At 42.8% G+C, this 25003-nt stretch carries 20 protein-coding genes and 1 pseudogene; 13 read left to right on the forward strand and 8 right to left on the reverse strand.

Features of this window, described 5'->3' with window-relative positions; genetic code table 11:
• Window positions 1-164: 164 nt before the first annotated feature.
• Entirely contained in the window at window positions 165-2798 is a 2634-nt protein-coding gene (locus G3569_RS07175; RefSeq protein ID WP_165267541.1) for a M14 family metallopeptidase, read from the reverse strand.
• A gap of 153 nt (window positions 2799-2951) precedes the next feature.
• Here G3569_RS07175 and G3569_RS07180 point away from each other — a divergent pair, with 153 nt between their 5' ends.
• Genes G3569_RS07180 through G3569_RS07190 form a run of 3 tightly spaced genes read left to right on the forward strand, consistent with a single transcriptional unit; the run spans window position 2952 to window position 6730 of the window.
• Window positions 2952-4553 carry a DUF748 domain-containing protein gene (locus tag G3569_RS07180; RefSeq protein ID WP_165267543.1) on the forward strand — a complete coding sequence of 534 codons (1602 nt, stop codon included), beginning with the start codon at window positions 2952-2954 and terminating at the stop codon, window positions 4551-4553.
• Window positions 4554-4564: 11 nt separating this feature from the next.
• Window positions 4565-5533 (forward strand): pyridoxal-phosphate dependent enzyme, encoded by a 969-nt coding sequence (locus G3569_RS07185; protein ID WP_165267545.1) that lies wholly within the window; start codon window positions 4565-4567, stop codon window positions 5531-5533.
• Window positions 5534-5581: 48 nt separating this feature from the next.
• Window positions 5582-6730 (forward strand): FAD-dependent oxidoreductase, encoded by a 1149-nt coding sequence (locus G3569_RS07190; protein WP_165267547.1) that lies wholly within the window; start codon window positions 5582-5584, stop codon window positions 6728-6730.
• Between the two features lie 40 nt (window positions 6731-6770).
• On the opposite strand, the gene G3569_RS07195 is transcribed toward G3569_RS07190, so the two are convergent.
• On the reverse strand, window positions 6771-7109 hold the full coding sequence (locus G3569_RS07195; RefSeq protein ID WP_165267549.1) for a ribbon-helix-helix domain-containing protein: 339 nt from the start codon (window positions 7107-7109) through the stop codon (window positions 6771-6773).
• A 27-nt stretch (window positions 7110-7136) separates the two neighbouring features.
• Entirely contained in the window at window positions 7137-7958 is an 822-nt protein-coding gene (locus G3569_RS07200; RefSeq protein ID WP_165267551.1) for a ZIP family metal transporter, read from the reverse strand.
• A 317-nt stretch (window positions 7959-8275) separates the two neighbouring features.
• On the opposite strand from G3569_RS07200, the gene G3569_RS07205 reads away from it, so the two are divergent.
• Window positions 8276-10150, forward strand: a complete 1875-nt coding sequence (locus tag G3569_RS07205; protein WP_165267553.1) for a CocE/NonD family hydrolase — start codon at window positions 8276-8278, stop codon at window positions 10148-10150.
• A 151-nt stretch (window positions 10151-10301) separates the two neighbouring features.
• Window positions 10302-10460, forward strand: coding sequence for a hypothetical protein (locus tag G3569_RS07210; RefSeq protein WP_165267555.1), 159 nt, complete (start codon window positions 10302-10304; stop codon window positions 10458-10460).
• 487 nt (window positions 10461-10947) lie between these two features.
• Here G3569_RS07210 and G3569_RS07215 read toward each other — a convergent pair whose 3' ends face one another.
• Window positions 10948-12912, reverse strand: coding sequence for an aconitate hydratase (locus tag G3569_RS07215; RefSeq protein WP_165267557.1), 1965 nt, complete (start codon window positions 12910-12912; stop codon window positions 10948-10950).
• A 237-nt stretch (window positions 12913-13149) separates the two neighbouring features.
• Between G3569_RS07215 and G3569_RS07220 the strand changes: the two are divergent.
• The 3 genes and pseudogenes from G3569_RS07220 to G3569_RS07230 form a co-directional block, all read left to right on the forward strand.
• Window positions 13150-13446 (forward strand): annotated as a pseudogene (locus tag G3569_RS07220) (HU family DNA-binding protein); the annotation flags it as partial.
• Window positions 13439-14992, forward strand: coding sequence for an HU family DNA-binding protein (locus G3569_RS07225; protein ID WP_165267561.1), 1554 nt, complete (start codon window positions 13439-13441; stop codon window positions 14990-14992). The pseudogene G3569_RS07220 and the gene G3569_RS07225, both read left to right, overlap by 8 nt.
• 80 nt (window positions 14993-15072) lie before the next feature.
• Window positions 15073-15393, forward strand: coding sequence for a Dabb family protein (locus G3569_RS07230; RefSeq protein ID WP_165267563.1), 321 nt, complete (start codon window positions 15073-15075; stop codon window positions 15391-15393).
• Between the two features lie 56 nt (window positions 15394-15449).
• Here the strand turns inward: G3569_RS07230 and G3569_RS07235 are convergent, their stop codons facing one another.
• Window positions 15450-16259 carry a gamma-glutamyl-gamma-aminobutyrate hydrolase family protein gene (locus G3569_RS07235; protein WP_165267565.1) on the reverse strand — a complete coding sequence of 270 codons (810 nt, stop codon included), beginning with the start codon at window positions 16257-16259 and terminating at the stop codon, window positions 15450-15452.
• Window positions 16252-17250, reverse strand: a complete 999-nt coding sequence (locus G3569_RS07240; protein WP_165267567.1) for an amidoligase family protein — start codon at window positions 17248-17250, stop codon at window positions 16252-16254. Before G3569_RS07240 ends, G3569_RS07235 begins: the two co-directional genes overlap by 8 nt.
• 164 nt (window positions 17251-17414) lie before the next feature.
• Between G3569_RS07240 and G3569_RS07245 the strand changes: the two genes are divergently transcribed.
• The 3 genes from G3569_RS07245 (at window position 17415) to G3569_RS07255 (ending at window position 20757) form a co-directional block, all read left to right on the forward strand.
• On the forward strand, window positions 17415-18713 hold the full coding sequence (locus G3569_RS07245) for an amidohydrolase family protein (protein ID WP_165267569.1): 1299 nt from the start codon (window positions 17415-17417) through the stop codon (window positions 18711-18713).
• 59 nt (window positions 18714-18772) lie between these two features.
• Window positions 18773-19969 (forward strand): amidohydrolase family protein, encoded by a 1197-nt coding sequence (locus tag G3569_RS07250; RefSeq protein ID WP_165267571.1) that lies wholly within the window; start codon window positions 18773-18775, stop codon window positions 19967-19969.
• Window positions 19970-20160: 191 nt separating this feature from the next.
• Complete coding sequence (locus G3569_RS07255) at window positions 20161-20757, forward strand: MarC family protein (protein WP_165267573.1); 597 nt, start codon at window positions 20161-20163, stop codon at window positions 20755-20757.
• Between the two features lie 3 nt (window positions 20758-20760).
• Here the strand turns inward: G3569_RS07255 and add are convergent, their stop codons facing one another.
• Window positions 20761-21747, reverse strand: coding sequence for an adenosine deaminase (gene add, locus G3569_RS07260; RefSeq protein ID WP_165267575.1), 987 nt, complete (start codon window positions 21745-21747; stop codon window positions 20761-20763).
• A 173-nt stretch (window positions 21748-21920) separates the two neighbouring features.
• On the opposite strand from add, the gene G3569_RS07265 reads away from it, so the two are divergent.
• Together G3569_RS07265 and G3569_RS07270 are read left to right on the forward strand one after the other, a co-directional pair.
• Window positions 21921-23816, forward strand: coding sequence for an ABC-F family ATP-binding cassette domain-containing protein (locus G3569_RS07265; protein WP_165267577.1), 1896 nt, complete (start codon window positions 21921-21923; stop codon window positions 23814-23816).
• Between the two features lie 22 nt (window positions 23817-23838).
• The gene (locus tag G3569_RS07270) at window positions 23839-24108 is read left to right on the forward strand and encodes a Smr/MutS family protein (protein WP_165267579.1); all 270 of its coding nucleotides are present in this window, start codon (window positions 23839-23841) and stop codon (window positions 24106-24108) included.
• A gap of 113 nt (window positions 24109-24221) precedes the next feature.
• Here the strand turns inward: G3569_RS07270 and G3569_RS07275 are convergent, their stop codons facing one another.
• Window positions 24222-24794 carry a fasciclin domain-containing protein gene (locus tag G3569_RS07275; protein WP_165267581.1) on the reverse strand — a complete coding sequence of 191 codons (573 nt, stop codon included), beginning with the start codon at window positions 24792-24794 and terminating at the stop codon, window positions 24222-24224.
• Window positions 24795-25003 lie beyond the last annotated feature (209 nt).

The raw sequence follows: 25003 nt of genomic DNA on the forward strand, positions 1-25003 counted from the left end.
TGGGTCAGAAAAAGAAGCTTTGCAAAACCTTGCCTTATATGATTCGTCGGACGACAACCCCAGTCGCCCGACGAAAGATAGTAAAATAGCGATGCCATCACTTGAAGTGATGGCATCGCTTAAGCAACGGTTAATTAGATATCAAGAGTAAGAATTCGTTCTCTTTACATATCATGTAAAATCATTACGGCATTTTGCATCATCCGTGCCGGACCTACCCAGAACATTCTGTACTGCGTATTATCCAACAGGAAGACCACCTGCCCTGAGCCCATAGGTTGAACACCCGCAAAAGCATTACCGGCTACCTGCTTTTTATTTTCAGCAGAAGCATAACCAGAGGCCAATACCGACTGGGGATCTTTATCATAGTGACCCACCACCTGCCAGTTTGTAGAAGGCACCAATGATTCATCACTAAATTTAAGCGTAAACAACTTATTGGGTAATCCAAAAGCTAGTGGATTGGTATTGTCGATGTGACCTTGAAAAGCTGAACCGGGTATTCGTTTGAGGCCGGAGGAATCTTCACGGGCTGCATAGGTAGTATAGGCAGCCGGTTTAATGGTATCTTTCTCCTCCTTTTTATCGTTTGAAGGCTCATCTGCCAACTCAACAGAAGTAAAACCGGACTGATCTTTACTCATAAATTCAGCAGCATTTTCGGTGGCTACCAGGGTACCGCCATCACGAACCCAGCCTTTCAGTTTATCTAAGGCAGTAGAATCGAGGGCCGAAGAAAATCCACCCCATGCACTCGGAAGCACCAACACATCATATTCATCGAGGTCTAAATACGAGAGGCGATCACTTCGAATTCGGTTAATCCCAAACTCTGTCCACTGGTCAAAGAGAAACCATATCTGCCCTGCTGTGTAGGAACTGAACGGGCTATCGACCATAAGAGCTACATTGGGCTTGTCAACGGGCTCACTGTCGCGAGAGGCTAAATCCATGCCGCTGACCATACGACCTGTATCGAAACCTTCAATCGTTACTTTTGCCTCTTTAGCAATACGCTGCATATCCGATACAATAGCCTCTCGTTTTTCATAGTTTCGTCCAAGCAGAACAACTAGGCTTCCCCTACTATATCGTTTACCGTCATGGGTAAAGTATTTTTTAGCAACACGTACTCGGTATCCGGCATCCCATAATTTTGCAAGTGCATTAGGGGTATACCGCTGTTTACCATCCACAACATAGGCGTATTGGGCACCGCTATTTTTAACGCCATTTTCATAAACCGGGGCTTCGGTTACCTTAGTCGTTGATACCCCCACTTCATCTTCAGACCAAGCGGCATCCAAGTTATAAGCCATGGGGGCTGACCATGTTGACATATCGTACATCACCGAATCGCCGATAGCCAGCTGACGCTTCATTAGGGTATTAAGAAAAATATGCCGTGGTTGGTCAGTATTAATCAGGTAGCTGCCTTTGCTGAATTCCCGGCGATCAGATGAACCATCCCAATAGCTGTACGCATCATCTACCTCAAAACCTTCGGTCGCCTTTTCCACTTCTACCCCATGCTGCAACATAATATCAACCAATTCTGCAGTATAGGCGCGATCATTATTAGGTAAGATGAATGCTTCTACATCACCCTTCTTAGCATCTTCACTAAATGCATTGTGAAAATAGTCGAGCAATGGCTTCCGGTTTTCAATGGAAGTCCGCACGGTTGCTATTGAATTTGTATAATGATCAAATACACGCTGTCGTAGCGTCAACTTGTAGCCATCTTCTGTTTCAACAGAACGACCACCGCGGCTATGTCCTCCTTGTTCGGCCAACATCCCGATAGCTCCCATATTGCTGGGATAAGATGAGCCGTAGCCGGGATAAAAGAAATCAAACGCCTCACGGGTAGCGTAATTTATATTATGCGCATCAAACTCTTCTATAACCCCACGACCAAACACATCGGCCCATTTTTCGTAATCATTGGGCAACTCATGATTTCGGGGCGTTGTACCGGGCATCGTAAAGTAATTACTGTTAAAACCCTGCTCATGTAGATCAAGATGCACTTGTGGCATCCACTTCTGATAGGTTGCTATACGTCCGCGCGATTCAGGATGCACCAACCAAACCCAATCTCGATTCAGATCAAACCAATAGTGGTTGGTCCGTCCGCCGGGCCAGATCTCGTCATGTTCAATATCATCTGCATTTGAGTTGAGCACCGCACTGCGCGAAGATTTATACCAATACACATACCGATCACGCCCGTCGGGATTCAGCATCGGATCGATAATAGTAACGGCTTCACTCCTCATCTTCTTCGTCTCGGCATCCATTCCCGCTACCAAGCGATAGGCGGTCTGCATGGCCGCTTCACTACTTGATGCTTCGTTCCCATGCACATTGTAGCTCAACCATACCGTAATGGGTTGTTCCGACTTTATTGATGTTGCTGCATCATTCCCCAAATTCGCAGGATCAGTAAGCGCCAGATTGTTGTTACGCAACTCCTCAATATTATCCTGATTTTCTTCAGACGTAATAACAGCAAAATACAGCCCCCTCCCCTCATAGGTTTCAGCATATTTTTTAAGACTGATACGATCAGAAACTTTTGACAAATAATTGAGGTATTTAACTACATCTGAATGGAGGCTATACTCGGACCCAAGCTCATACCCTAAAAACTCTGCCGGTGATGAGATCTCAGAATCATAGGAGATATCCGGATCAAACTGGAATCGCTTATCCTGCGCCTGTAACACGCTGGAACTTATAAAAAGAAATGCGACAACGACTAAGAGGTATCGGAATCGATATTCTGACATAACAAAAATTGGTTATTTACTTTTTTATGTTGGAATCGTTTATCATGGTACAAAAACTGAAAGTAAAATGGCGTTAAAAATTCCCGAATTATCCGTTATTAGAGGCTGTTAAGAAGTTTACCAAATAATCCTGTTCAATATTCATCTATTCCAATGAAGAGATATCAAAAAGTTTTACTTGGGATTCTCACCGCCATCATTATTCTGATAGGCGGTATTCAGATCTATTTTAGTTTTTTTATGGATGCCCAGCTAAAACAAACGATAATAAGCCGTTTTCAGGAATCCGCCGGAAATACCTTTACGCTTACTATTAACGATCTGGACCTGGAACTGCTGGGAAGAGGTATTAATATCTCTGGAGTTACATTGTCTTCAAAAAAACAGGAATATCAAAGTGAGCTGCAGTCCACAATCGAAGATATTCATATTCGTGGAATCAACTTTTGGCAACTATTTATTCATCAAAATATTAAACTTAAAGAGATCCGGATCGTCAATCCCGACATTTCACTGACAGGAACCTCGTCTTCAACTTCTTCTACCTTTAATCGGGAAAACATCAGGAATCAACTTTCTAAGATCGACCTACTTCAGCAGCTATCAATCCCCAAATTTTCAATTACAGGATTATCTTTCAATTATACCCACAAAGATGAACAGAGTAGTCCTACTTTAAGCTTCCGAGACAGTGATATTCACCTCTATGATATATCTTTTGACTCTACTTTCTTCTCAGAAGATAAGATCATTCCCGCCCAACATCTTACGACCGATCTTCGAGATCTTCAATACCAAACTGCAGATGGTGTATATAAGCTCTCTACCCACCAAATTGCCTTTTCCTCTATGGATAGCAGCATGAGTATTCGTTCTCTGCAACTGCAGCCAAGGTTCAGCAAAGCTACTTTTCCCAAACAGTTCAATCACGAAGTTGACCGAATTAGAATAAAAGTGGACCAGATTTATTGGTCCGGCATCGACAGCCATAAACTAAACTCCAAGCAGCAGCTCAGCGTACAAGATATTCTGATCCGCAATCCTGATTTTGATATCTATCGCGATAAACGACCTCCCTTTCCACCCAACAACAACCCTCCGCTCCCCCAAGAGGTGATTCAAGGCATTCCATTTCCCATTACTGTTGATCGTATCACCCTTTCTGACGGTAGAATCCGGTATAGTGAACAAATTCCCCAAGCTCAAAAAGCCGGTTATCTGCTTTTTACTAACCTCACGGGCATTTTTAATAACCTATCAAATATTGAAAAAGAATGGCATGACAAGTCCCCATCCCTGCAAGTTAAAACTGATGTGATGGACAGTGCAGAACTGAATGCCTCATTTCGTTTCCCGATGGATTCCAAACAACAATATATCTCTGGGCATCTATCCGCAATGCCGATGAAGCCTCTGAATAAGGCCTTAACACCTCTTGCCTTTACCCGCATTGATAAAGGACAAATACTGGGAATGGATTTTAATATGACTCTGAGTCCGAATAAAGCTAAGGGCGCTATGACTTTCACTTACGAGAATCTAAAAATATCGCTGCTTAATAAAGGAGAAGGACAGCAAAACTTTGGTAACACAATGAAATCATTCCTGGCTAACACCTTCAAGGTTAAGACTCAAAATAAGGGAGATGACCCAAGAAAAGGGACAATTAAATTTGACCGAGATACAAATAAATCAGTTTTTAACTACTGGTGGAAAAGCCTGCTGTCAGGACTTAAATCGAGTATAGGAATCTAAATATTCAATTCATGTCAGAATTAAACGCTATCACTATTCCCACTTATGAGGAAGTAAAAAATGCTTATCTGAAAATTCGGGATAAGGTACACCGAACACCGGTATTGAACAGTAAAAAAGTTAATGAACGGGCCGGTGGAGAGCTGTTTTTTAAATGTGAAAACTTTCAAAAAGTAGGGGCCTTTAAGTTTCGTGGCGCCACCCATGCTGTAGGTGAACTTTCCGATGAAGAGGCCCAAAATGGTGTTGCTACGCACTCTTCCGGCAATCATGCCCAAGCAGTGGCGCTGGCAGCTAAACTTCGCGGTATTGCTGCTCATATTGTGATGCCCGAAAATGCGCCCAAAGTAAAGGTCAATGCCGTTCGCGATTACGGAGCAACCATTACCTTTAGTGAATCTACCCAAGAAGGCCGGGAAGCTACGCTCAAAAAGGTTGTAGAAGAGACAGGTGCCACTTTTATTCATCCCTATGATAATCCACATATTATCATGGGACAAGCAAGTGCAGCAATAGAATTATTAGAGGAGAAACCGGACCTTGATTACATCATTGCCCCCATTGGTGGTGGCGGCCTTATGAGTGGTACGTCGATTGCGGCATCCGGCTTATCTCCCGAGACAAAAATAATCGGTACCGAACCCGAAGTAGCTAATGACGCATATCTATCATTTAAAACCAGTGAGCTTCACCCTGTTCAAAGTACCGATACAGTAGCTGACGGACTTCGAACTTCGCTAAGTCCTTTAACTTTTGCTTGCATTCAGGAACATGTAGATGCCATTTATACGGTAACGGAACAGGAAATTATAGATGCGATGCGCTTTATTTGGGAACGCATGAAAATTATTATCGAGCCATCATGTGCCGTTCCTGTAGCCGCGGTATTCAATGGAAAAATTGACCTCCAAGGGAAAAGGGCTGGGATTATTATCACCGGTGGTAATATGGACCTGGATCAACTTCCTTGGCAAGGTTAGGAATTAATAATTGGAAATTAGGAATTAGGAATTAAAAATTTGGAGTTAATGTCTGAGAAAGTAATTATAATCGGCGGGGGTGTTTCGGGGTTAACTACGGGCCTCACTTTGCAGTTACTGGGATATAAAACGGAGATCTATGCCGATAAGGTTATCACCGATATCCTGGATAAAAATGCCCATCCTGAATTTGCCAGCCTTTTCCCGTCGGCTTCAGTTATTCCCCATTCGGTATATTCTGATCAGTTGGAAGAGCTGTTTCACCACTCCCAGGCTGTCTTTTATGAGCTCCGCAAACAGACTTTCCCGGGCACTACCATTAACAAACATTATGAGCTTTTTGAAACCAGGTCCGACCGCCCTGACTACTGCGACTGGATGCTGAACTACCAGCCGGTGGAAGAGCTTGATACTGATTCCATTCCCCGCCGGCCAGGCAACAATACCCTCTATGGCTGGAGCTTTAACTGCATTTTTGCTGACTGGTCGCTATACCTGCCCGCACTATACGAATTATATCAGGATAGCGGAGGTACCATTACTCAACAAAAGCTGGTTTCAAAAAATATTGATAGCCTTCCAACTGATACCATCATCAACTGTAGTGGCACTGGCAGCCCCTCTTTGTTTGATGACCCCAGCGAAGAGCAACTGATCGTCCGTGGACACCTGCTCCATAAAGTTGATGCACCATTACTGAAAAACTCAAAAGATGAAACCGTCTCCTATAACTACACCCCCAAAGCTTCTGTGTACTCTGATACTAAAGGAGAGGCCAGTGATGTCTATTGTTATCCCCGAAAAGATGGATGGATCTTGGGAGGAAGTCGACAAACAGGCACCCTGGGGCATACTGACTGGGATGAAGATAAAGAAAACTACGAAGTTGACGGGATCTCTTTTCCCAAACAGATCATCGATCTAAATAGTGAAATTCTTGAAAACCGATTTGGTGCCTCGGTCAGTCTGTCGGATGACTTAACCCCTTCGGTTGGATATCGTTATATTCGAAACAGGAAAAACGGACTGCGATTAGAATCAGAAACAGTAGCAAATAGACAAGTCATTCATAACTATGGACATGGCGGAGCAGGTGTTACTCTTTCGTGGGGATGTGCACTGAAGATAGCTTCATTAATCAATAGTGTCCCTGTTGATAAAAACAAGCAACGCTTATTGGTAGAGATGGATCATTAAAGAAATAGAAAATTTATACTTGGATATAATACCCAGCCAATCAGCTTTGAACCTGTTTTTCGGCACATTCGGGGCAATCCAACCAGTGTTCTGATGGGATAGACGGTAATGCTTTGGGACTACTCCCCTTTTCAAACACCGGCCGATACAACACATCTCCTTTATCATGCGATTCGCCACAGCTATGGCAACTTTCCTCTGTATCCAACTCTTTGGGAGTATAACCCGCAATAATCCATCCCTCGTGACCGGCATGCACAGCCAGACTTTCCAAAGCCGCCCGTACCGTTTGTGATTTATTGCCGTTATAATACTTTTCAGACAACTCTCCCAGAAGTTGAACTGTCTCATTATCCAATGTAAAATTCAGCCGTTTCATAATAGCTCCTAACCCTGTGGTTCACATTTAATACGCAAGATACCAAGCTGCAAATACAATGAATCCGCCTACAAAAGTGGTGAGCACAGCCCATCGACGATAACGATCCAGTTCATGATGCTCATGATCATCTAATTCGGTCTCTTGGTGGATATTTCCGCCCACCTCGCACTCTGGCAAAAAGTCGATCGCAACGTGGAAAAAGACGCCTGTTGCAAATCCAAAAATGAGGGCATTTACGATGGCATTTCCCGGGATATTAATCAGACTCATGGGAAGCGCTGTAAGCCCGATGGCCGCGGCCGGCAATAATATCAACATCGGATTTTTCCCTTTAATGGCGAGCCGCCGAGAAGCAGCATAACCCGCAGGACCTTTATGAGAAATAATCGCGATACCCAACAGTATCCCCAACTCAGGCATAGCAGCATACACCATCCCAATAATTAGTCCGGCAGACAGAGCATGCGATGTTAGTTCTAACACCACCGGATTGACTGAAAAAGAGGTATGGGTTAAATCATGATTAAGCGTATGAATCGCAAAACCGGCCATAATACCTATGGCTATTCCCAGTCCCCCGTATACTGGATGATGATTAATTGCCGTTGGCACAAGAAAGATAGCAGCACTCGTAATCATAGCTCCACTTGCCAATCCATAGCCAATGACAAGACGATTAAGCTTATTCTTTTTGGCTGCTTTTATTCCCAGTGGTATCGCCAACGCCATTGCCCCAAATGCAACCCAGGAAATACCGATAATTTTCCAGTTTGATTGCAATGCCGCTAATACAGAGAATACACACAGTAAAAATAGGGATCCGTAAATTATTATTTTGTTAGACATACTGCCCTGTACATATTTTAATGATTAAAAGTCTCCAGAAAATAGAATATTTTAGGATGATACCAGCACCTATAATGCCATCTCATACAATCTGCATATTCATTCTATATGGATGAAAGAAAGTTAGAAAACCCAACCCATCTACGTGTGTATTAAAGTACACACTACAGTGTTTTTTAACAAGCACTTTTCTTTTTTTATTCCTGTTGGTTTCATAAACATGCCATAAAATACTTTTAAATTTCTAAGTTTTCATGATTGCCAAAAAGTTGTATCCCTTTATATTGTAGATTGAATTTTTAATAAACCTTAGTCGAATGATCAACTCCCCAAAAAATATATGGCAAGGTATCATCATTGTATTATTATTACTTGCCACATCCCCTGCCTTTGCTCAACAAAATAATTTTTCAAGCACCGATTATGTTAAATCGCAGTATGATATTGAAATGCGTGATGGCGTAAAACTGCACACCGTTGTGTATGCCCCCAAAGATACCACCCAGTCCTATCCTATTCTTATTAAGCGTACTCCCTATAATTGCCGTCCCTATGATGATAAAGTGCCTGAACACATTATCTCGAATCCCTACATGCAAAAAGAAGGGTTCATTATTGTTTGTCAGGATGTACGCGGACGGTGGATGTCGGAAGGAAATTATACAACAATGACGCCGAACCAAACCGACAAAGACAAAATTGACGAGAGCTCTGACACCTATGACACCGTAGAATGGCTGATTAATAACGTCCCCAATAACAATGGTAAAGTGGGACAGTGGGGCATCTCCTACCCCGGTTTCTATACCACCGCCGGCTTGCCGAATGCCCATCCCGCGATGGCTGCTTCCTCTCCACAGGCTCCCATATCAGACTTCTTCTTTGATGATTTCCATCACCACGGAGCGTACTTTATGAGCTATTGGTTTGTAACCCCGCTCTTTGGTATTCAGCACGATGCGCCCACAAATACGGCATGGTACCATTTTGCTGATCTTGGAACCAATGACATGTATAAGTTTTATGATAGTATTACCCCACTCAAAAACGCGGATAAATACTACTCTGAAGAAAATTTCTTTTGGCAGGAGTTAAAAAATCATCCCAATTATGATGAATTTTGGCAAAAGAGAAATATTCTGCCCCATCTTGATGATATTAAGCATCCCGTAATGACTGTTGGCGGTTGGTTCGATGCCGAAGATCTCTATGGTCCATTGAACACCTACCGATCTATTGAAGAAAAAAATCCGGATCTACAAAACACCATCGTTATGGGGCCCTGGAGCCACGGGCAGTGGGCCAGCAGCAATTCGCACCAGATGGTTGGCGAAATCTATTTTGGTAAAGGAATTTCCGATTTCTATCAAAAAGAGATCGAATATCCCTTCTTTATGAAACACCTGAAAGGAGCCGACACCCACGAGCTGCCGGAAGCTTATATGTTTGATACCGGCGTAAAAGAATGGAGACAATTCGAAGACTGGCCCCCTAAAAAGGTAACAAAGAGATCATGGTATATTCATGGTGACGAATCATTGAACACTCAAAAGCCGGGTAATTCCAATCAGGAGTATACCGAATACACAAGCGATATTGACAATCCCGTGCCCTACAGAGAGGAACAAAGTCTTGTCTTTATCCCCCAGGATTATATGACCGATGATCAGCGTTTTGCAGCACGCAGACCTGACGTTATCACATTTGAAACGGAAGTATTAAAAGAAGAGATAACCCTGGCGGGAGATATGCTGGCCAACCTTTATGTTTCTACTTCAGGAACGGCTTCCGACTGGGTTGTAAAAGTAGTGGATGTGTATCCTCCCCAAACCAAAGAAGGAGAACATACCCCTGAGGGAGTTGAGCTGGATAATTATCACCAGATGGTACGCAGTGAAGTTATCAGGGGCCGTTTCCGGGATAGTTATTCCGATCCTAAACCTTTCGAACCCAACGAGGTAACGTATATAGATCTCCCCTTACAGGATGTCTTCCATACTTTTAAAAAGGGACATAAGATTCAGATCCAGATACAGAGTACCTGGTTCCCCCTTGTTGATTTAAATCCTCAAAAATATGTCCCCAATATTTTTAAAGCGGATGAGAAGGACTTTCAGGATGCTATACAACGTGTATATCACACGGAAGAATATCCTACGAATATTGAGGTAAAGCTATTGGAAAAAGAGTAGCTTATACATTTGGGGAATCAATGAAAAAACGACCAAATTCGTCTCACCGGCCGATATGGGCTTAACAGCAACGCTCATCATCGCGAGCCACCGGCTAGCGGAGAAGCAATCTCCATAAATCAACTGGCTGATGTATGAAGGGAACCTTTAGATGCTACGCGAACCACTTAAGGGAGATCCCTCGGCTACGCTTGGGATGACATTGCTTTTAAATGGGGTTAAACGGGGGCTGGGCGAAAGCTTGGGAAAGGAAGGGAGATTTTTTAAAAAATATGTGGATCGAAATGTCATCTTGATCCACTATCAATAATTATCTGACGGATCCCTTTAGATCTTACATGAGCTAAAAAAGAGAGACTGCGTGGTCTTCCGAACAATCACCGGAATCCCTCGCAGTAACACTGCTTTTAAATTTTTAACACCAATGCCAAACATTGCATGTAACAATAAATTTGAAACTAATCTTGGCAACATGGTTAAGAAGGGTGTCAGATAAACAGATGATATTTCTCACCACCTATCGTCGGTTCGAAATGACATGCGGGTAACCTATATCTTAGTTGGGGCCTCCTCAAAAATGGAAAGTTCAATAGCTCCAAGGGAGTTGTACTCCCGAAGCTATAATTCTGTCTGCTTTTCAACTACAGATAGTTAGAAAATCAGTTGTGCGTACATGCCTTATATAATTCGTCGGACGACAACTCCAGTCGCCCGACGAGAGATGGGAACTCATCCAAAATAGAAAAGGCCCCGAATAAACGGGGCCTTTTTAATCTATCCGTAAGAAATGGAATCAATTACTGTCCATTCCTTTTCGCTTTAAAGCGATTAATTACACCACCATGGAGAACAGCTTCTTTCTGCCGTTCACTAAAGGTATGCTTAACGGTATACTTTTTGTCTTTCGTCTTGTTATGAATAACAACTTCGTTACCGTTTTTAATAGCTTCACGAATGTTATTCACTTCAAGGATATCTCCCTGGTCGATATCTTCGTAATCCGCATCATTTGCGAACTCCAACGGTGGAATACCGAAGTTGATCAGGTTTTGCCAACCGATTCGAGCATAACTCTTCGCTATTACTGCTTGCATACCAAGGTAACGAGGTGCAATAGCAGCATGCTCGCGACTAGAGCCCTGCGCATAGTTTTCACCGGCGATAACAACGTGTCCGTTGTGTTCTTCTTTCGCTTCCATAGCGCGATCGTGGAAGTTTTCATCCACTACATCGAGCGTAAACTTACTGATCTCGGGAATATTACTTCGATAAGGAAGTACTTCTGCACCGGCACGTAGGATCTCATCGGTTGAGATATCATCCCCCATCTTCAGTAGCACAGGTACATCAAAGTCTTTGAGCTCATCAAAATCAGGCATGGTAGAAATATTGGGCCCTTTCTTGATTTCTCCGCGTTCCTCTTTAGGCTTTGGCGGCGTAAGCATCTCGGTATTGATGTGAATCTCTTTTGGATGCTCAAATTCCGGACACTCCATGTTATAGAGATCTTCAAGATCTCGCGGATCGGTAATTTTACCGGTAAGCGCTGAAGCAGCAGCAGTCTCCGGACTTACCAAAAAGACAGAGTCTTCTGGCGTTCCCGATCGGTCCGGGAAGTTACGCGGAACAGTACGCAAACTATTTTGGCCTGATGCAGGCGCCTGCCCCATTCCAATACAACCATTACATCCGGCTTGGTGGATACGTGCTCCGGACTGTACCAGGTTAAACATCACATCATTTTTGACCATATTTTCAATGATTTGTCGTGATGTGGGGTTAATGTCGTAAGAAACATTATCATTCACTGTTTTTCCTTTGACAATCTCAGAAGCAATCCAGAAATCACGAAATCCGGGATTTGCCGAAGAACCAACATACGACTGATAGATATCTTTTCCTTCTACTTCACGAACCGGAACAACATTTCCGGGACTGCTGGGCAGTGCAATCAACGGCTCAACATCATCGAGCACAAGCTCTTCGTACTTGTCATACTCAGCACCTTCATCAGCTTTAAGCTCTACAAACTCGTGGCCGCGTTCCTGCGATTCCATAAATCGGCGAATCTCGCCGTCTGCAGGAAATACCGTACTGGTAGCCCCCATCTCAGTACCCATGTTGGCGATTACATGACGATCCATGGTAGAAAGATTCTTCAACCCTTCGCCAAAGTATTCAATCACATAACCGGTAGCACCGTCAACATCGTAACGGCGAAGCATTTCAAGGACAACATCCTTTGCACTCACCCAATCAGGAAGCTCACCTTTAACCTCAACTCCCAGTACTTTAGGCATTTTGATGTAAAGAGGTTCACCGGCAATAGCAAAAGCGACATCCAAACCGCCAGAACCAATTGCCAACATTCCCATACAACCGGATGCGGGAGTATGACTGTCGGAGCCGGCCAACGTTTTACCCGGGATGGCGAAACGCTCGGTTTCTATTGGGTGACTTACCCCATTTCCCGGACGACTGAACCACATCCCAAATCGTTCTGCAGCAGATTTGAGAAAGACGTGGTCATCAGGATTTTTAAAATCTGTCTGGATCAAATTGTGATCAACATACTGGCAAGATATTTCTGTCTGGGCTTCATCCAGTTCCATTGCCTCCAACTCAAGCATTACCATTGTACCAGTGGCATCTTGGGTAAGGGTTTGATCAATCTTAAGCCCAATTTCTTCGCCCGGAACCATTTCACCATCCACAAGATGGCTTTTAATCAGTTTTTCCGTAACAGTTAGTGGTTTACTCATAAATAATTATATGTTTTGATTTCCGCTAAATTCTTATTTATCTAAAGTTTAACTCCCGAAAATAGTTCCATAAAATACCATAGCAATGCCCTACTCATCAAGTTAATAACATAAATAACACTATTTATAAGTATTCTAAGCTGTAATAGGAATCTTACTTAGTTTTTAAAAGTTTTTTTTCTTAATTAAAGGTGTAGGGTAATACAATTAGTTTAAACATCAACTCAGGCGTCAGATACTATGAACACAAGTGATTTGGTAAAAGCACTTGCAAACAATTGGGATATGAGCCAGGCCGAAACGCGCCGGTTGTTGGATACTATTGTTAACCGATTAACAGATAACCTGGCCAACGGTAATACTTTTACCATCCCAGAGCTTGGTACTTTCGAATTATCAACACGTGGAGAACGGGAATCTTATAATCCACACTATGAACAATATATGAAGATACCCCCTAAACGCGTTGTTGATTTTAAGCCCAGTAAGGGGTTAAAAGAAGATTTCAAACAAGTGGAGTCCGACAATGAGTGAGAAAGTAACGTTTCAGGAACTCATTGAGTCGATTGCAGAAGAAAGTGATAATTCTAAGCAATTCACTCACGATTTCCTCAAAGATTTTGTCGATGTCATCAATAATGGACTTGAAGAGGACGGGAATGTCAATATTGCCGGCTTTGGTAAGTTCAAGCTTCGGTTTGTCGAAGAACGAGAGGGGTATAACCCCCAAACCGAGGAAAAAATGACCATTCCTGCTCACAACAAGGTAGTTTTCAAGCCATACAAAGGAATTCGCGAGCTGGTCAACGCCCCCTACTCTCACTTAGAACCCCAGCTTATTGAAAAAGATGAAGATGGGGATCCTAATGAAGAAGCTCCTGCTGCTGATCACGCGGACGAAACCTCTTCCGGTGAATCCGATTCTTCTTCTGGCGAAAGTGAAGGGAAAACAGCTAAGGAGAAGTACATAGAAGAGGATCCATTCGGTTTTGAAGAGATGAGTTCAAAATCCTCATCAACATTTTCTCTGGAAGAAGATGAGGAGGTTGTTGACGAGGAAGAAGATGTTGTAGAATTTAAACCCGATACTACCGAAGAAGAAACTGATGAAACGGAGCAGGATCTTGAAGAATTTATTGGGTCAGTGGAAGAGACCGAAGATGCGCCTGTAGAAGTAGAATCAACAGAAGATTCTCCTGACCAAGATGAAGAAGAAATTACAGAAGAGAACACTTCTGAACCTATTGAAGAGGACGAAAAAGAGACTGAATCTGAGGAAGAGACAAAAATTGACTCCCCCTTTGCCTCGGTAAATACAAAATCTGATAAAGATGCTACTGGTCCGGATGACAAAGAGAAACAAAAAGATGATACTCAAATATTGGATCGGCAACTGCCCGATCGTAAAGACAGTTCATCCTTACCAATAATAGCAGCAGCGATTTCTATTTTGGTACTTATAGCTGTTGGCGCATGGTATTTTGGGGTCTTTTCAACAGAGAGTTCTTCTCAGATGGCCGCACAACAAGCAATTTCATCAGCTCAAACCGAACAACAAGGCACTAATCAAAAAGAAAATACAGTACCATCATCTAATAACGACAGTCAGTCTAAACCTTCTTCCAGCGAAGGACAACAACAGCCGGCCCAGAAGCAAGCTGCCAATAAGAACACCCAAAAGAAAAATCAGTCCACCTCATCAGCTTCACAACAAAAGGAACAACATGCTATTGCTGAAGGTCAAACACTCTGGAGCATAGCCGAAGATAAATATGGCAACCCACGGCTTTGGCCGTGGATCTATGGTAAGAATGGGTCGTTAAATGATCCTGACCTTATCATTGCAGGCAGTTCGCTAACCGTACCACTGCCCTCCGGTCCTCAGAATAGTTTAACTACTTCCGATTCGACAGGTGTTGCCAAAGGCTTTTTAGCCACCTATAAATGGTACAAGAAGCAGCAATCGCCAAAAGCAAAGAATCATTTATGGGGAGCCAAAGTTTACTATAATGATATCCGAAATTTGGCTGATATCCCGATCGATGAAGCTGACCTTTCGTATGCCAATAAGGCCCGCTGAGATTAACTAACAAAGGGCACAAATTACTTTCTTAAAAAATTAAATTCGCAATAAAACCACACATAACAGGAGAAATATTTATGATTCGTCATATAGTAATGTGGAAATTAAAGGATGAAGCAGAAGGAGCCACTAAAGAGAAGAATGCTGAAAAAATGAAGCTGATTCTTGAAGGGCTCAAAACCAATATTGATGAAATAAAAAATGTAGAAGTCGGTATCAATATCAGTGAAGATGACGACGAGGCGGGCTCTCCGCATGATGTCGTATTAATCTCTGATTTTGAGTCCGAACTCGACTATACGATGTATACTCGTAACGATCATCACAAAAAAGCTGTTAAATTTATAAACTCGGTTATTGAAGAACGCCACTTTGTGGATTATAAAGTAGATACTTAACCGTTTAGCTCATATTACAGTATAAAAGGGTTTGCTTTGGCGAACCCTTTTTCTTTTTATCCCTTTCTTTGATCCAACATAAACTCTTGTGCTTCCTCAACCACCCGTTTAAAAATACGTCGCTGAGACGGTACTTGGGGCATATATTCAGGATGCCATTGAACGCCCAGCACAAAATTGCTGTATTGATGCTCAATGGCTTGAATAATTCCCCTCTCCTCCCGAGCAACCACCGTCATATTATCTCCGGTCTCATCCACAGCCTGTCGATGCATCGCATTAACCCACACCGTCTGAAACGTTAATACTTCGAATAATTTACTCTGCTCATCAATCTGTACCTTCTTTTTAGGCCAAACACTGTGGGGCCGCGGTACTTCTGTATAATAGTTCTCAATATCTTGATGCAAGGTCCCGCCGAAATAGATATTCATTAATTGTGCACCTCTGCAGATGCCTAAAATAGGAATGCCCTTTTCTACGGCTCTATCCAACAGGTCCAACTCCATCTCATCACGAGCATTATCAATGCCCACCGAAGTCGTAGAAAACAGCTTGCGGAGCAAAATAATAATGGGGAAAAATAAAATTGTAGCGAGACGAATAAGCAACTGGCGTATTCCCGATAGCTTCTGGTCTTCTGAAAGCAGCTCCCGTATTTGTGACTCCCCATATCTTTTGGGATTAATATCTGCTCCTCCCCCAATTATCAATCCATGAATATCAGCATCCGGAATTCCATCCTCAGGACGAATATGTATTGCGCGCCCCCCATGGATAGCTATTGCAAACCAGCTAAACCACCAAGCAGCTGTTCCTCCCTTGTCCGGGCCTGTAACCCCAATGTTCGGTCGTCTGCTACTCATCCAGATCTAAAAGTATAATTACTGTTCCTGCCCATTCTTTTTTAAAAGAGATAACCGTTTCTTGCTTTCTGAGTAAATATAATCGACTTAGCTTCTTTAACATCTCTTTGTCTTCTGCCAGTTTCTCAACTTCCAGCCAATATTTCCATTCTGTTTCGAACCTCCATTCCGGATTATCAATGCGGCTATTGGGCAAACGATAATGAAAAGTAGGTCGCGGATCATTTTTTTCGCCCTCCATCACCGGTTTTACCAGCTCGGGTTCCAGTAAACCAAAAACAGGCATCATATCAATCGGACGATTCCGGGTTGGGTTCCTATCAATATAATCTTGGACCATTTGCACTTGATCAGGTTGATATTCCGGATCCAACACTTTGCGCACATACTTATCGGGAAACGGATCAACAAAGGGCGAAATACGTCGTGAAATATCGATATTCAACGTTTCCAGAAGCCACGGATACAAAATCATGAAAGAACGCAGATAGTCAATAAGTGTAGACACTTCGAGATCCGGCGATTCTATATTAATATGCATTCCAAAGGCATTAACAAAAGAGGCATGTGTACCCTTGGCCTTATCCTCTTGCAGTCTGCTGCGTAGCGTTTCAAGCTGTTTAAGCTCTTCTACTGGTAAAGGAGGCATTACAATTTCTAACGGCACAACGGAACGGGCCATTTTATCAATAGCATCTTCAATTGACTTTCGAAGGGAGTCTTCTTCTAGTTTAATACCCCACCGATCAAGGATATTGTGTTCAGCCATCTTTTGCAGAATACGAGCATCAAGCTCAACCCGGAAGTCCCCCAATGATGTCCCCTCAATACGGTAGTGATACCGATGTTCTTTAGTTATAGCCCCTCCGTAGAGCGAAGTGATAATTTCTGCCGCCCGTTGTGGCTCTATACCGGCAAATTCCAGTTCAAACCCAACTTTTCGGTACTCCCCCCTCGCATTGTTTTGTGTAGGCGGTAATTTGTAGGTCATCTAATATCTCCAACCTTGTTGGTTATAATTATCACCGAAAATTTGATCATATTGTAAAAGATTGAAAATGAGAACCGGTTATATTTGCCAACCACATTTGTTCTTAACATAATCATGTTCATTTTGCTACAAAAGATATCATTAATAAAATACAGGGATAATCTATGAAACGTTTCATTCAGCTTAGTATACTGCTGTTATTTTGCATTCCCGCTATTGTATTAGCACAACAAACAAAAGTTTTTACCGGCGGTAAAATAATACCTGTCAGTGGTGAACCTATAGAAAATGGCGTCATGGTAATCCAAGACGAAAAAATTATTGCTATAGGTGCCCAGGGAGAAGTTGATATTCCAACTAATGCTAAAAAATATGATGTTTCGGGAAAAGTTATTATGCCCGGGCTCGTAGACTCACACTCCCACGTTGGTGGCGGTGATGGCGGAGACCGATCCTCAGCTCTTCATCCCGATACCCGTATTTTGGACAGTATTGATCCCCGCAGCGATACCTTCAAAAAAGCACTGGCCGGTGGTATAACCACCGTTAATGTGATGCCCGGTTCCGGCCACTTGATGAGTGGACAAACCGTCTACCTAAAACTGCGAAAGGCGAACCGTATAGAGGATATGCTGTTTGTCGATAATCCCAGAGAAGAAGTAGCGGGCGGTCTCAAGATGGCGAATGGAACGAACCCCATTGGGAAAGGTCCCTTTCCCGGAACTCGTGCAAAATCCGCTTCTATGGTTCGCGAACTCTTTATAAAAGCCCAAAACTATAAAGAAAAAATAGAAAAGGCCGATGGCGATCCTGATAAAATGCCCACCCGAGACATTGGTATGGAAGCCCTGGTTGAAGTACTCAACGGTGAGCGCATTGTCCATAATCATACCCACCGACATGATGATATTTTAACAGCTATCCGATTGGCCGAAGAGTTTGACTACCGATTGGTTCTGCATCACGTAAGTGAAGCCTGGAAAGTAGCTGATGAGATTGCAGAAGCTGACGTCCCTGCCTCTATTATTGTGCTGGATTCACCCGGTGGTAAAATGGAAGCGGTAGATATTAAATACAAAAACGGTGCAGTACTTGAAGATGCCGGTGTTACGGTAGGATATCATACTGATGCCTCAATAACTGATACCCGGCTGTTTCTCCGCTCCGGTGCTTTTGGTGTGCGTGCCGGTATGAGCCGTGAAGCTGCTCTTAAAGCATTAACTATTGAAAATGCAAAAATGCTGGATGTCCAAGACCGTGTCGGAACCCTTGAAAAAGGAAAAGATGCCGACTTTATCATTTTATCCGGCAATCCGCTCAGTGTTTATACCCGCGTACAACAAACATGGGTGGAAGGAAAGAAGAGATTTGATATCTCAAACCCTGAAGATCGTAAGTATGCTACCGGTGGTTATGATGTGTTTGAACGCACAACCCAAAATCATAATCACGGCCGCAACTAAGAATATTTATTGAAAGAAATGGTTGCCAAAAGAATTTTAGACTAAAAAATACTACAATTATGAAGAAACGAATCACATTATTTCTTTTTGCACTCCTTCTCGGGGTATCAATGAGCAGCTATTCGCAAATAGCTGTACAAGCAGATACCATTTATACCATGGAAGGCAACAAAATTGTCAATGGTATAGTACTGGTACAAGGAGATAAAATTGAGGCTGTCGGCTCTGCTTCAGAGATCGAAATACCCTCTGGTTATGATACCCATAAAACCTCCGTTGTTACTCCCGGTCTTATTGATGCACACACTGTAGTGGGCCTGGCAGGAATCTATAATCAAGACAGCGACCAGGACCAGCTCGAAACCTCTTCGGCCATACAGCCCCATCTTCGTGCTTATGATGCCTACAATGCACGTGAAGAACTCGTAGACTTTGTACTCAACAAAGGAGTTACAACTGTACACACCGGTCACGGCCCCGGAGCGTTAGCCAGTGGACAAACGATGATAGTGAAAACTCCCTATAATACAGTTGAAAAAGGAGTTTTGGATTCTGAAACCACCGTTGCCTTTACTCTTGGGTCAACTGTGGGGCGATATTTTGATAAACCCGGAACACGTGCCAAAGGAGTAGCCATGCTTCGTCAGCAATTTATAAAAGCACAGGAATATCTTGAAAAACAAAAGTCTGGCGAAAAGCCCAATAAAGATCTCAAAATGGAGGCACTGGCAGATGTACTAAACGGCGACCTAACAGCTATGATTACCGCCCATCGTGCCAATGATATCATGACAGCCCTACGCCTAAAAGAGGAGTTTGGCTTCGACATGATTCTTGATGGTGCGGCCGAAGCATACCTGGTACTCGATGAAATTAAAGAAGCCGGTGTTCCTGTATTCATCCATCCTACTATGACTCGCACCTATGGTGATGCCAAAAATGCCAGTTTTACTACTGCTTCTAAACTGGCAGAAGCAGGCATTTCCTTTGCTTTCCAAAGTGGATTTGAAAGTTATGTACCTAAAACGCGCATTATTCTTTACGAAGCAGCCATTGCAGCAGCTTACGGACTCGATCGGGAGACCGCTCTGCATGCTTTAACCAAACAACCGGCGCAACTCCTCGGTATCTCTGACAAGGTGGGGTCACTTGCCAAAGGCAAAGATGCTGATCTTGTGCTTTTTGATGGCGATCCCCTGGAATATACTACTCATATCAAATCAGTAATTGTTGACGGAAAGGTAGTCAAAAAGTAAAGAGTCCAATTCTGGGTTTTTATATCATTATCCTCTCCCTTGTGTTGTATAGACGGGGAGGGGATTTTTTATTTAGATTAAGTCATATTCACTTACATATCTGTTGCGATCTCCAAACTTAGATTGCCCCCCGCTCAATTAATGCCTATCCTTGGAGGTTATTCTAAAAATAAATTTCGTAGGCAGATAAAATGGATATTCCCGCATATTTAAATGCGCTGACAGGGCTATTTGTAATTATAGATCCCATAGGTGCGGCTCTCATTTTTCACTCTCTGGTACCCCCGGGCGAAAAGCGTCACCGTCGCATTATGGCATTCAAAGCAATTATCATATCTGCCGTGCTACTGGTCGTTTTTGGGAACTATGGCGAACCACTGCTTGAACAGCTGGGTATAAGTATTCATGCACTGCGTATCTCAGGTGGGCTGCTGCTTTTCTATACCGCCTTTAACATGGTTACCGAAGAGATTGAATACACCAAAGCAGAAAAGAAAAAAGATATCTCTGTTTTCCCTATGTCCATCCCCCTCCTGGCCGGACCGGGATCCTTGACCCTTTCCATTCTACTATTTTCAAAATCTGGTGAAGCCAGTGCAGATATTGCAGTTACGGCAGCAATACTCTCCATTTTTGCCCTCACCCTGTTACTAATGTTGATTTCAAAATATCTAAAGAAAATTATTGGGAAAACCGGAGATGAGATCTTACGCCGATTTTTGGGCGTTATTCTAGCCGCTCTTGCCATACAGTTTGTGTATGATGGCATTGCGAATATCACCGGATAATTCTTACCGGTAGGCTTTTGTTATTTGTTTGCGGAGACTCGCCTTTGTCCCATCATCAGTAAAAGCATGATCTATAGCATGAAGATTACTCTGTAATAGTTCTTCTGTAGTCCACCCAAAAGCCGAGGCTACTGTTTCATACTCGTCATTTAAGGTAACATTCGAGATCGTCCGGGTATCTGTGTTAATGCTCAGAGAAATCCCCGCTTCGAACAGTTTGTTCACCGAATGGTCAGTAATAGCCTCAAACACATCCGTCTGAACATTACTGGTGGGACAGACTTCAAGGTGAATATTTTCTTTTTTTAAATACTCAACCAGTTTAGGATCTTCATAACTGCGCACCCCGTGCCCAATACGAGATGGACTAAACTTATTTAGCGTTTCCCATACGCTTTCAGGGCCGCAGGCCTCCCCGGCATGAGCAGTACAATTAAGACCTTTTTGGTTGACATACTCAAAGGCTTCAATATGGTTATCAACGGGATAGCCAGCCTCATCAGCGGCAATATCAAATCCGACCACCCGACTTCCTTTAAACTGTTCAACCAGCTTCACCGTTTGCATACTTTGCTCCTCAGAATAGTGACGAAGCGTACACAATAAAATACCCGCTTCAATACCCGTCTCTTCGACCTGTTCTTCTACGGTATCATTCACAACCTGCACTACCTCTTCTATTGTTAAATCACCCTTGGTGTGCTCTAATGGAGCAAAACGGATCTCCGTATACAATACATTATCAGCCAGCAGCTGCTCAAAGAGGTCTTCGGTCACCAGCTTGAGCGCTTGTTCGGTTTGCATCAGTTCAATAGCCGGCAATGAACGTCTAATATAATCGGCAAGATCACGACACTTTGCAGGAGCGGTAAAAAACTCTTGGTATTCCGCTTTTGTAATTTTCGGCCTTAGCTTTTTTACAACCCCAAAACTTAGCGAGCAATCTAAGTGTAAGTGAAGCTCAATTTTGGGCAGATCTGAAAAATTCATATTTGATATCTCTTTTTATATAATTGAAAAAAAGCCATAAAAGTTAGGCTTTTATCAGACCAAATACCATTGGTAATACGTTTCTAAATTGTCCGTCGGTTCCTTATTTTAATGCCCTGTTTAGATCAGTGCAATTTTCTTGATCACGGTTTACCGATCATCACATTCTATTTATGACATACCTTTCTACCGAAAACCTATCTAAGAATTACGGCCATAAAACACTTTTTGAAGGACTCTCTTTTGGGATCTCTGAAGGCGACAAAACAGCACTCATTGCTGAAAATGGAACCGGTAAAACCACCCTTCTTCAAATACTAGCGGGGAATGAAACTCCCGATGATGGCAAGGTGATGATACAAAACGATATCAGCATTGGTTTTTTGGAACAAGATCCGCAGCTCAACGAGGACCTTACTATCCGCTCTTATATTGCCCGCAGCAATAATAAGATGGTACAACTCATCCAAGAATATGAACAGGCCGTACAAGCCCAGGCCGAAGATTATAACGAAGAAACGCAGCAAGCATTTGAGAAGGCCGCTGCTAAAATGGATGCCGCCAATGCCTGGGACTACGAACAGCGGATGGAACAGATTCTCGGGAAGTTAAACATCCATGACCTTGACCAATCTATTTCTACCCTATCGGGTGGGCAACGCAAGCGGGTAGCACTGGCTTTTGTATTGCTGGATGACCCTGATATGCTCATACTCGATGAGCCTACCAACCACCTTGATGTAGAGATGATTGAATGGCTCGAAGAATATCTAAAACAGAGCAACTTAACGCTGCTGATGGTAACGCACGACCGCTATTTCCTGGATCGGGTTTGTGACCATATCATTGAGTTAGAGGGGGGCAAGCTCTATCATCATAAAGGGAACTATCAATATTTTTTGCAAAAGCGAGCTGAACGCCGCGAAATTGAACGCAAAAGAACACATAAAGCCAATCAGCTTTACAAAAAAGAGCTGCAATGGATGCGGCGATCACCCAAAGCTCGGACCAGTAAGTCTAAATCTCGCATCGACAATTTCAAAGAGCTCGAAGATGACCTCGATACTGGTCCAGACGGACCGGAACTGCGCCTGCAGATGGATATGAGCCGCATGGGCGGTAAGATATTGGAACTTATCAATGTGTCTAAGAGCTATGGCGATGAAAAGATTCTTGACAGCTTTTATTACGATTTCGAAAAAGGAGAACGCATCGGCATTATTGGCAAAAACGGGGTGGGCAAAAGTACCTTCCTGAAAATGCTCACCGGAGAAGAACCTATTGACTCCGGGAAGAGGCGAGTAGGCAAAACCATCGTCTTTGGCCACTACCGACAGAAGGGACTCGATTTTGATGAAAGCCAACGTGTTATTGATGTCATTGAAAATGTGGCAAAAGTCATTAAGTTGGCTAGTGGAAAAAAGATCTCGGCCTCCCAATTTCTTAAGCATTTCATGTTTACCTCAGAGATGCAGTATACCCCTGTAGAAAAGCTTAGCGGGGGCGAAAAACGGAGACTGAGTCTCATGATGGTACTGCTGGAAAATCCCAATTTCCTGGTACTGGATGAACCCACAAATGATCTGGATCTGCTGACCCTGAATAAACTCGAAGAGTTTCTGTTGGATTTCCAAGGCTGCCTGATCTTGGTCTCCCACGATCGCTTCTTTATGGATAAGTTAGTAGAACATTACTTTGTATTTGAAGGCGACGGAAAAGTGGATAGTCATCACGGTACGTATGAAGAATACCGGGAGCTTCGCAAAAAGCGTAAAGCAGAAGAACGAGCCAAAGAGAAGAAGAAAAAAAGCAGTTCTGCATCTAAGAATGGAAAGCAGAATTCTAATTCTTACGATGAAAAACTCAGCTATAACGAACGGAGGGAGTACAACAAACTCGGAGAAAAAATTGATAAGCTGGAGTCCAAAAAAGAAGCATTGGAATCCCAAATCAGCAGTGGTGAGTTAGATCATGATGAACTACGGGAAAAATCGAATCGTTATGCTGAACTGGAATCTGAAATTGAGGAATGTACTGAACGCTGGTTTGAACTGGCAGAACGAGCATAAAACCGGTATAACCAACTGAGCCATGTGTCCTAAAGAACTGCCCATAGATGGTACACTGGACCTACACACCTTTCGCCCTGATGAATTGGGCTCTTTGATTCCGGATTATATTTCGGAATGTCTAAAAGAAGAGATCTATGAAATTAGGATCATACACGGTAAGGGAACGGGCAACCTTCGACGCTCTGTACATGCCCTCCTCGACCGTAACCCTAACGTACAAAGCTATTCTCTGGCCGGCGATCGCAGTGGCTGGGGAGCAACCATTGTATCCCTTAAAAGAGATAAATAGCTCTCAGCCCTATCTACATGTTGTGAGCCCGAAAAACTTTAGCCAATAAAAAAACCCGCCCATTTCATTAAAAAACAGACAGGTTTTTTACCGACAATTCAGCTCAATATCCTCTAGTTTTCAACAAGGAAGACTTTATCTACTACATGAACAATACCGTTAGAAGCATCAACAGTCCCTAAAATTTTAGCACCGTTAACGTAAACTTCACCATCTTTTTCTTCAGATTTAACATACTGCCCTGTTGCAAGGTATACATTCATACCATCTGCAAGCTGCTCTTTACTCAATGAAGCCGGAGAGGCATGAGAGGTTAAAATCTTGGCCAGCTTAGATTTGTTTTCTGGTTTCAACAGGTTTTCAACCGTACCTTCTGGCAGGGCTTCGAAAGCCTCGTTTGTAGGTGCAAAAACAGTTAGCGGACCCGCATTCACTAGTACGTTTTGGATTTCAGCCGCTGCAACAGCTTTTGCCAATGTTGTATGATCAGGAGAATTCTTTGCAATTTTTAAGATATTAGCCTTTGAATCTTCATCCACTACCCCGGCCTGTCCTGTATTAGAAGCAGATATTGACCGATCACTTGTTGAAGAACTGGATTTTTTTTCTGTATTCCCACAAGATATTAGAACCCCTGAAACCGTTAACACCAATGCGATATTTATTATTTTATTCAATGTAGTCATAGCATTTATTTTTTATTTTACCGTAGTATTATATATAAGATTTTAAGACCTTTTTGTCTTTTATTAAAATACAAAAAAGTGGCTAATCCCCCAACATAACTTTTGGGATACCCTTTTTGATTCAAAAAATTTAGAGTGTCTCAGATGTTATTTTCACCTGCATTTTTACTATCCTTCGGCTGAGGTATTTATTATTTAATAATTGATCT

The organism is Fodinibius halophilus, from assembly GCF_011059105.1.
Classification (GTDB): Bacteria; Bacteroidota; Rhodothermia; order Balneolales; family Balneolaceae; genus Fodinibius; species Fodinibius halophilus.

Excerpts from the sequence above, each read along its gene's own strand:
- G3569_RS07175 (WP_165267541.1), bottom strand. The coding sequence starts at position 2,798 with ATGTCAGAATATCGATTCCGATACCTCTTAGTCGTTGTCGCATTTCTT.
- G3569_RS07180 (WP_165267543.1), top strand. The coding sequence starts at position 2,952 with ATGAAGAGATATCAAAAAGTTTTACTTGGGATTCTCACCGCCATCATT.
- G3569_RS07185 (WP_165267545.1), top strand. The coding sequence starts at position 4,565 with ATGTCAGAATTAAACGCTATCACTATTCCCACTTATGAGGAAGTAAAA.
- G3569_RS07190 (WP_165267547.1), top strand. The coding sequence starts at position 5,582 with ATGTCTGAGAAAGTAATTATAATCGGCGGGGGTGTTTCGGGGTTAACT.
- G3569_RS07195 (WP_165267549.1), bottom strand. The coding sequence starts at position 7,109 with ATGAAACGGCTGAATTTTACATTGGATAATGAGACAGTTCAACTTCTG.
- G3569_RS07200 (WP_165267551.1), bottom strand. The coding sequence starts at position 7,958 with ATGTCTAACAAAATAATAATTTACGGATCCCTATTTTTACTGTGTGTA.
- G3569_RS07205 (WP_165267553.1), top strand. The coding sequence starts at position 8,276 with ATGATCAACTCCCCAAAAAATATATGGCAAGGTATCATCATTGTATTA.
- G3569_RS07210 (WP_165267555.1), top strand. The coding sequence starts at position 10,302 with ATGCTACGCGAACCACTTAAGGGAGATCCCTCGGCTACGCTTGGGATG.
- G3569_RS07215 (WP_165267557.1), bottom strand. The coding sequence starts at position 12,912 with ATGAGTAAACCACTAACTGTTACGGAAAAACTGATTAAAAGCCATCTT.
- G3569_RS07225 (WP_165267561.1), top strand. The coding sequence starts at position 13,439 with ATGAGTGAGAAAGTAACGTTTCAGGAACTCATTGAGTCGATTGCAGAA.
- G3569_RS07230 (WP_165267563.1), top strand. The coding sequence starts at position 15,073 with ATGATTCGTCATATAGTAATGTGGAAATTAAAGGATGAAGCAGAAGGA.
- G3569_RS07235 (WP_165267565.1), bottom strand. The coding sequence starts at position 16,259 with ATGAGTAGCAGACGACCGAACATTGGGGTTACAGGCCCGGACAAGGGA.
- G3569_RS07240 (WP_165267567.1), bottom strand. The coding sequence starts at position 17,250 with ATGACCTACAAATTACCGCCTACACAAAACAATGCGAGGGGGGAGTAC.
- G3569_RS07245 (WP_165267569.1), top strand. The coding sequence starts at position 17,415 with ATGAAACGTTTCATTCAGCTTAGTATACTGCTGTTATTTTGCATTCCC.
- G3569_RS07250 (WP_165267571.1), top strand. The coding sequence starts at position 18,773 with ATGAAGAAACGAATCACATTATTTCTTTTTGCACTCCTTCTCGGGGTA.
- G3569_RS07255 (WP_165267573.1), top strand. The coding sequence starts at position 20,161 with ATGGATATTCCCGCATATTTAAATGCGCTGACAGGGCTATTTGTAATT.
- add (WP_165267575.1), bottom strand. The coding sequence starts at position 21,747 with ATGAATTTTTCAGATCTGCCCAAAATTGAGCTTCACTTACACTTAGAT.
- G3569_RS07265 (WP_165267577.1), top strand. The coding sequence starts at position 21,921 with ATGACATACCTTTCTACCGAAAACCTATCTAAGAATTACGGCCATAAA.
- G3569_RS07270 (WP_165267579.1), top strand. The coding sequence starts at position 23,839 with ATGTGTCCTAAAGAACTGCCCATAGATGGTACACTGGACCTACACACC.
- G3569_RS07275 (WP_165267581.1), bottom strand. The coding sequence starts at position 24,794 with ATGACTACATTGAATAAAATAATAAATATCGCATTGGTGTTAACGGTT.